The organism is Paenibacillus soyae (assembly GCF_024623455.1).
GTDB lineage: Bacteria > Bacillota > Bacilli > Paenibacillales > Paenibacillaceae > Pristimantibacillus > Pristimantibacillus soyae.
Genome location: NZ_JANIPJ010000045.1, coordinates 1 through 5,190 on the forward strand (window position 1 = coordinate 1; position 5,190 = coordinate 5,190).

A 5,190-nucleotide genomic window follows, 5' to 3' on the forward strand; every position below is an offset into this window, starting at 1 on the left:
AAGGGTAAGATCCGCTCGACTTGCATGTATTAGGCACGCCGCCAGCGTTCGTCCTGAGCCAGGATCAAACTCTCCATAAAAGTGTTTGACTTGCTCTAAAACGTTGTTGCTATTTCGATTCATTCTTTCGAATGTATCGGGCAGTTTCGCTCGTTGTTCAGTTTTCAAAGATCAATGTTTCTCGTGTTTATCGCCCGTGTCTCAGCGGCGACTTAGATAATATATCACGTATTCCTATACGATTGCAACTGTTTTTTTATATTTTTTTAAATAAATCTTTTAAGCCATAAAAAACGAGCCTTTCCATTGCGGATTGGCTCGCTCATCACTCTATTTAATGACCTCTTTAATGTGCAGTTGTCTTTCTTTCGTTAGGTTCACGATTGTTCCATCAATGGAAACCCAAGGCCTAGTAGGATGCGCGCGGTCGGAGAACACGATCTCTCCCACACGACCATCGCTTAAACGGACGACCGTCCCATTGTGGAACTGCGTAACCTTCTCTACAAAGGTTTGGACGTAGGCGGGATCCAGCTTGCCGAATGAGTCGCTCTGAATTTGCTCCAAGACCAAATAAGGCGAAGCCGCTTTACGATATGCCTTATTCAACGTCATGGAATGAAATATATCTGCGATACTCACGATCCTGGCGTAGGGATGAATCTTGGTCGAGTCGATTCCCAGTGGGTATCCCGTGCCGTCTACTTTCTCATGATGCTGCAGCGTCGCCAGCTTCACGCCTTCATTTAGCGCAGCCACGTTCTTAAGCAGCTGATAGCCGAGGACGGTGTGGCGCTTCATTTCTTCGCTCTCCTCTTGTGTGAGGGGAGTTGGCTTGGTCAGAATGCCTTTGTCGATCCGGATGTTCCCGATGTCTTTCAGCATCCCGGCCAGCGCAACCTGCATCCATTCCTTCTGAGGTATGCCCACCCACTGAGCGATCAGATAGGAAGTCAGGGAGGACAACACACTCTTATGAAGCAAGTAGTCAGTCTCCTGGAACACCTTTGGCGAGAACGTTAGAATCTTATACTCCGATATACGCTGCAGAAGACGCTCTAATTGCGCGCGGATATCCATAATCGGCATTCCAATTCCCGTGACGTAGGAGTTGAAAACGTTCCGCAACACCACAATCATTTTGTCGTATTCCTGCTGCAAAGGAGTAGCTGGGGAGGATTTCCCTCCCCCTTGAGCTTGGGCTAAGTCCTCGCTCTTCTCTTCGGTTTTTTTTGATTCGTTCTCGATCGTTACGTTTGTAATCAGGAACGCCTGCATGATCTCGAGTTCCTTCTGCGTAACAATCTTGCCCTTCTGCAGCAGGACGCTTCCAAGCGGAGTGAGGACGTCCTCTCCGATTTTGTCGCCAAGCTTTATTTGCGCTACTCCAACTGTACCCACGGGAGTCCTCTCTCCTTGTGCTTGTTAGTCTGTGCTGGATTCGGATGAAGGAGGCGCTTCGCCGCCTTGCTCTTCTTCTTCCGCCTCGTTCTCTTCGCTTCGCGCGACGCGCGTCACGGTCGCGACGGTATCGTCTTCGCGCGTATTAATCAGCTTCACGCCCTGCGTATTCCGTCCCATCGTGGAAATGCCGCTCATGCTGGTACGGATCAATGTGCCGGAAGCCGTCATAATCATAAGGTCCTCATCGTTTTCTACGACTTTGAGGGATACGATCGGACCGTTCTTGTCGGTTACGTTAAGGGTCTTGATGCCCTTGCCGCCACGGCTTTGGATCCGGTATTCGCCAACCGGCGTCCGTTTGCCGTAGCCTTTGGATGTAACGATCAGAATATCCTTGTCCGGTGCGACAACGTCCATATCGATTACAACATCGTCCTCGTCGAGACCGATGCCTTTCACGCCGGTCGCCGAACGCCCCATGGATCGAACATCCTGTTCAGGGAATCGGATCGACATGCCTTGCGCCGTGCCCATAATGATCTCCTGGTTGCCGTCCGTAAGCTTCACGCCGATCAGATCGTCGTCTTCGCGCAAGGAGATGGCAATCAGACCCACTTTGCGGATGTTGCTGTAATCATCCAGCGGCGTCTTCTTCACGACGCCTTGCCTTGTCGCGAAGAACAGGTACTGATCCGAGTCGAAAGCTTGCACCGGAATAACGGCGTTGATCGTCTCGCCTTGCTCGATCTGAATCAAATTGATGATCGGCGTCCCGCGAGCCGTACGGCTCAGATCCGGGATTTCGTAGGCTTTCAGCTTGTAAACCTTGCCCTTATTCGTAAAGAAGAGCAAGAAATGATGCGTGTTGGATACGAATAGATGCTCAACGAAGTCGTCATTCTTGGTATCCATGCCGACGACGCCTTTGCCGCCGCGCTTCTGGCTGCGGTAGGTCGAGACAGGCAGGCGCTTAATGTAACCGGAATGCGTGATGGAAATAATAACATCCTCCCGAGGAATCAGATCCTCGTCGAGAATTTCCTCGTCGCTCGCCGTAATTTCCGTACGGCGCTCATCTCCGAAGCGCTCCTTGATCTCTTCAAGCTCCGTGCTAATAATATCGAGAACGAGCTGCTCGTCTGCAAGAATCGCTTTATACTCGGCGATCTTACGCTGGAGCTCCGCATATTCCGCTTCGATCTTGTCCCGCTCCAAGCCTGTCAGGCGCTGGAGACGCATGTCGAGAATCGCTTGCGCCTGGTCATAGCTGAGCGAGAAGCGGCTAATCAATCCCTCGCGGGCTTCATCCGTCGTCTGGGATGCGCGGATAAGCGCAATGACTTCATCCAGATGGTCGAGCGCGATGCGCAAGCCTTCCAGAATGTGAGCGCGGGCTTCCGCCTTCTTGAGATCATATTCCGTACGGCGGCGAATAACTTCGATCTGATGCTGTAGATAGTGGTGCAGCATGTCGCGAAGGTTAAGCGTCTTCGGTTCGCCGTTCACAAGCGCCAGCATGTTAATGCCGAAGTTCGATTGCAGCTGCGTTTGCTTATATAGATTATTCAGTACAACGTTAGGATTCACGTCGCGGCGAAGCTCGATCACGACGCGCATGCCGTTACGGTCCGATTCGTCGCGAAGATCCGTGATGCCTTCAATCTTCTTCTCCCGTACGAGCTCGGCGATCTTCTCCACGAGTCTTGCTTTGATGACTTGGTATGGGAGCTCGTGAACGATAATACGGGCTTTTCCGTTATTCTCCTCGATGGTCGCGCGTGCCCGCATCGTCACCGAGCCGCGGCCGGTCAAGTACGCCTGGCGAATGCCGCTGCGGCCCATAACGAACGCGGCCGTCGGGAAGTCCGGTCCTTTGATATATTCCATCAAATCGAGCGGCGTCAAATCCGGATTGCGAATCAACGCCTGTGCCCCGTCGATAACCTCCACCAGGTTATGCGGCGGAATATTCGTCGCCATCCCTACGGCAATGCCGGTAACTCCGTTGACCAGCAGGTTCGGGAACCGGGAAGGAAGCACAACCGGCTCCTGCTCCTCGCCGTCGTAGTTCGGCGCGAAGTCGATCGTTTCTTTGTTGATATCGCGTAGAAGCTCCATCGCCATTTTGGACAAGCGGGCTTCCGTATAACGCATGGCTGCCGCCATATCACCGTCAATGGATCCGAAGTTGCCGTGTCCGTCGACAAGCATGTAACGCATGGAGAAATCCTGCGCCATCCTAACCATCGATTCATAAACCGCCGAATCGCCGTGAGGATGGTACTTGCCGATTACTTCGCCTACGATCCTGGCCGATTTCTTGTATGGCTTGTCCGGTGACATGCCCAGATCAGACATCGCATATAGGATACGGCGATGCACCGGCTTAAGCCCGTCTCTTACATCGGGCAAAGCGCGGCTTACGATGATACTCATCGCATAATCCATAAAGGAATCTCGCATCTCCGTGCCGATATCGCGATCTGTCACTGACATTCGTTGTTCTTCCGCCATGCTTTACCTCCCTGACGTCATCTATCTGTGCCTGAATGACTCATTCTTATATTTCTTTCACATTTGAACCGCATGTAAACCTAGTTATAGGCATTGCTCTAAGGTCTTTGGTCCTATCCATGTACTCACAGCAAAAATAGGCCAACTTCCATTCCCCATACCAAAAATGCGGTCATAAAGTAAAGAGACCCAACTTTTATTATACCATTCATTCCATTGTCTGTCTCGTCCCAAGGCTATTGCCAGCAAGAAAAATGCTTCTGAAATGATAGGTAAACAAGCGAAAAAGTAAGCTTCTTGAGGCGTATTTGCCATCTGAGAGAAAGAGAGGTGTTCAGACGTTGGCCATCAGGCGAGTGAGAAGCAAATGGGCCAAAACCAAAGTCCTTCTGCGGTCGCAGGATTTGCGCCCGTACCTCCCTCTGACGAAACGCTTCAGCCGCGAATCCTTGCGTTCCATGCTGGAACGATACGAGATGGTATACGTGAAGCCGACCATTGGATCGTTTGGATATGGGGTAATTCGAGTGGAAAAACTCTCCGAGCCTGCCGCCGGCTATCGGTACCAGATTCAGAAGGAGGGCTATGAAGCCGCCACGTTCGACGAGCTTTATCGGGGCCTGCAGCGCTATATGAACGGCAAGCCGTATCTCGTTCAGAAAGGAATCCATCTGCTGAAGCATCAGCGCAGACGGTTCGATCTGCGAGTCATGATTCAGCTTAGTCCCAGCAATCGCTGGGAGACGACCGGCATTATCGGCAAGCTGGCCCATCCGAAGAACGTCGTAACCAACTACCACAGCGGAGGTACGATGGTTTCGTTCGAGAAGCTGATGTCCGGTCATCTTTCGGATTCGGAAATATCCGCTTACCGGGACAAACTGAAGAAGCTCGGCGCATCGATCGGCCGCCAGTTAAACGCTGCCTATCCGGGACTTAAGGAGCTTGGAGCGGATGTCGCCATCGATACGAACCTGCACCCATGGGTGCTTGAAGTGAACACGAAGCCGCATCCGTATATTTTCAACAAGCTGGCCGACAAGTCGATGCACCGGAAGATTATGCGTTATTTCAAAGCTTACGGCGGAGGCAGGAAGGCCAAGCGTTAATCGCGCGGCAGCCAAGAAAAAAGAGCAGCCACCAAATGAACTGCACCCCATTTGTTAGACACGACTAACAAAGGAGGTGCAGTTTTTTTGCCCAAATTCAGTTTAGATGAGAAATTGGAGGCCATTTATAGGTATCAGAATGGTGCCGAAGGAGTCAAAAGCA

At 51.6% G+C, this 5,190-nt stretch carries 3 protein-coding genes and 1 rRNA gene; 1 reads left to right on the forward strand and 3 read right to left on the reverse strand.

The window, feature by feature from the left end:
• The 3 genes from NQZ67_RS29720 to gyrA all read right to left on the reverse strand — a co-directional run.
• Positions 1-80: ribosomal RNA gene (locus NQZ67_RS29720) — 16S ribosomal RNA — on the reverse strand; the annotation flags it as partial.
• Between the two features lie 250 nt (positions 81-330).
• Entirely contained in the window at positions 331-1,401 is a 1,071-nt protein-coding gene (locus NQZ67_RS29725) for an HD-GYP domain-containing protein (RefSeq protein ID WP_257453126.1), read from the reverse strand.
• A 24-nt stretch (positions 1,402-1,425) separates the two neighbouring features.
• A complete protein-coding gene (gene gyrA, locus NQZ67_RS29730) occupies positions 1,426-3,918 on the reverse strand; it encodes a DNA gyrase subunit A (protein WP_257453128.1) in 2,493 nt (830 codons plus the stop codon).
• Positions 3,919-4,259: 341 nt separating this feature from the next.
• On the opposite strand from gyrA, the gene NQZ67_RS29735 reads away from it, so the two are divergent.
• A complete protein-coding gene (locus NQZ67_RS29735; protein WP_257453131.1) occupies positions 4,260-5,027 on the forward strand; it encodes a YheC/YheD family protein in 768 nt (255 codons plus the stop codon).
• The last annotated feature ends 163 nt before the right edge of the window (positions 5,028-5,190 follow it).

Coding starts and splice junctions, on each gene's coding strand:
- gyrA (WP_257453128.1), bottom strand. CDS start 3,918: ATGGCGGAAGAACAACGAATGTCAGTGACAGATCGCGATATCGGCACG.